At 48.2% G+C, this 1,248-nt stretch carries 2 protein-coding genes and 1 pseudogene; all 3 read right to left on the bottom strand.

Features of this window, described 5'->3' with window-relative positions:
- A pseudogene (locus ACMP1L_RS04700) lies at positions 1-71 on the bottom strand (PcfB family protein); the annotation flags it as partial.
- Between the two features lie 98 nt (positions 72-169).
- Entirely contained in the window at positions 170-481 is a 312-nt protein-coding gene (locus ACMP1L_RS04695) for a DUF5720 family protein (RefSeq protein WP_008728385.1), read from the bottom strand.
- Between the two features lie 50 nt (positions 482-531).
- Positions 532-1,248 (bottom strand): DUF6017 domain-containing protein (locus tag ACMP1L_RS04690; RefSeq protein ID WP_418452154.1); only part of this gene is annotated, 717 nt, incomplete at its 5' end.

Below are 1,248 nucleotides of genomic sequence, written 5' to 3'. Positions count from 1 at the left end.
AACATTCTGCCGGTAAACTTTGTTCCACTGACAACCAGCGTCAAAGTTCTGTTTTCCACTTCTTCCTGCATTTTCTCGCCTCCTTTCCACGAAGTTTGCAGGGAATCTCTTTTTTTGCTAAGGCGGAACCACCAGCCGCCGCAGAAGATAACGCTTCATACCGCCCTCCTTAGCGTAACTGGTCAGAACGGTCATAGTGCAGATTGCCCTGACGTACCTTTGCGTGGCTCAAAATCTTAATCTGCCCCTTTTCCTGACTATCCAGTGCTTTTTCATAACCGGTATCCGACAGGAACAGGCGGGTTCGTTCGCCTTTCCAGCCAACAGGGGAATCGTTCGTCAGCACATCAAAAATAATCATGTGCCGGGTGTCCTCCGCAAAACGCTGGAGGTCCATATATCCATGACCGTGATAATTCTGCGCTCCTGCCTTTGCCCGCATTTCTTCCATCAGCTGCCCTATGGTCTTTCCCTCAGACATCATGCTTGCTCCTTTCTCCCGGCAGTTCCGGGCAATAAAAAAGCGACCATTTACCAGCCGCCATACAGATCGTGATTTACTTGTGAAGTGTAATGATTGCTTATCGTGGTCGGTGCATTGAACAGAACGGTCAGAAGATACTGCTTCATGTTGCGAATTTCCGTGGTGTTCTTCTGTAAACAGTCCATGACAAACTCAATGTGCGAGTTATCCAGCTTCAAGAACCTGGAACGAACGATTTCATGCGGAAAATCACTTCCTGCAATACGGGTGGTCTTTCGCTTTGCACAGACCGTTTCCACGATTAGCTCCACAATCTCATCCAAATCCTCCCGATAAGTTTCATACTGCTGACACAGGTATTCATACCCGATATTCTCCTGAATCAATTCCCGATAACTCTCTATCTCTGTGAGTGACATCGCATCCCTTCCTTTCCGTTCCGGCAGACAATCTGCCGCGCAATCCCGGAAGGGAATGGAATCGGTACTTGATCCATAAATATTTTGTTTTTGAGTATTTGATTTCTCTATATTTAATTCTGCGGGCTTTTCCGTATCCGGTTTATCCATATACGGGTTTTCCGTATCTGGTGAATCCGTATCCGGTTTTCTAAGCTGTGGCTGCTCGTATATGACATACTCTGTATCGCTGATGCGTCCCTGCCGGTCACGCAGCTTGTGCCGCACAATGTAACCGGCAGCCTCCAATTCCCGCAACGCAGCGCCTATGGCATCCACGCCCTCCTTACAGATCTTTGCAAGACC

It is taken from the genome of Ventrimonas sp. (assembly GCF_048380235.1).
Taxonomy (GTDB): domain Bacteria; phylum Bacillota; class Clostridia; order Lachnospirales; family Lachnospiraceae; genus Brotaphodocola.
This window is presented reverse-complemented; position numbering and strand designations above follow the sequence as displayed.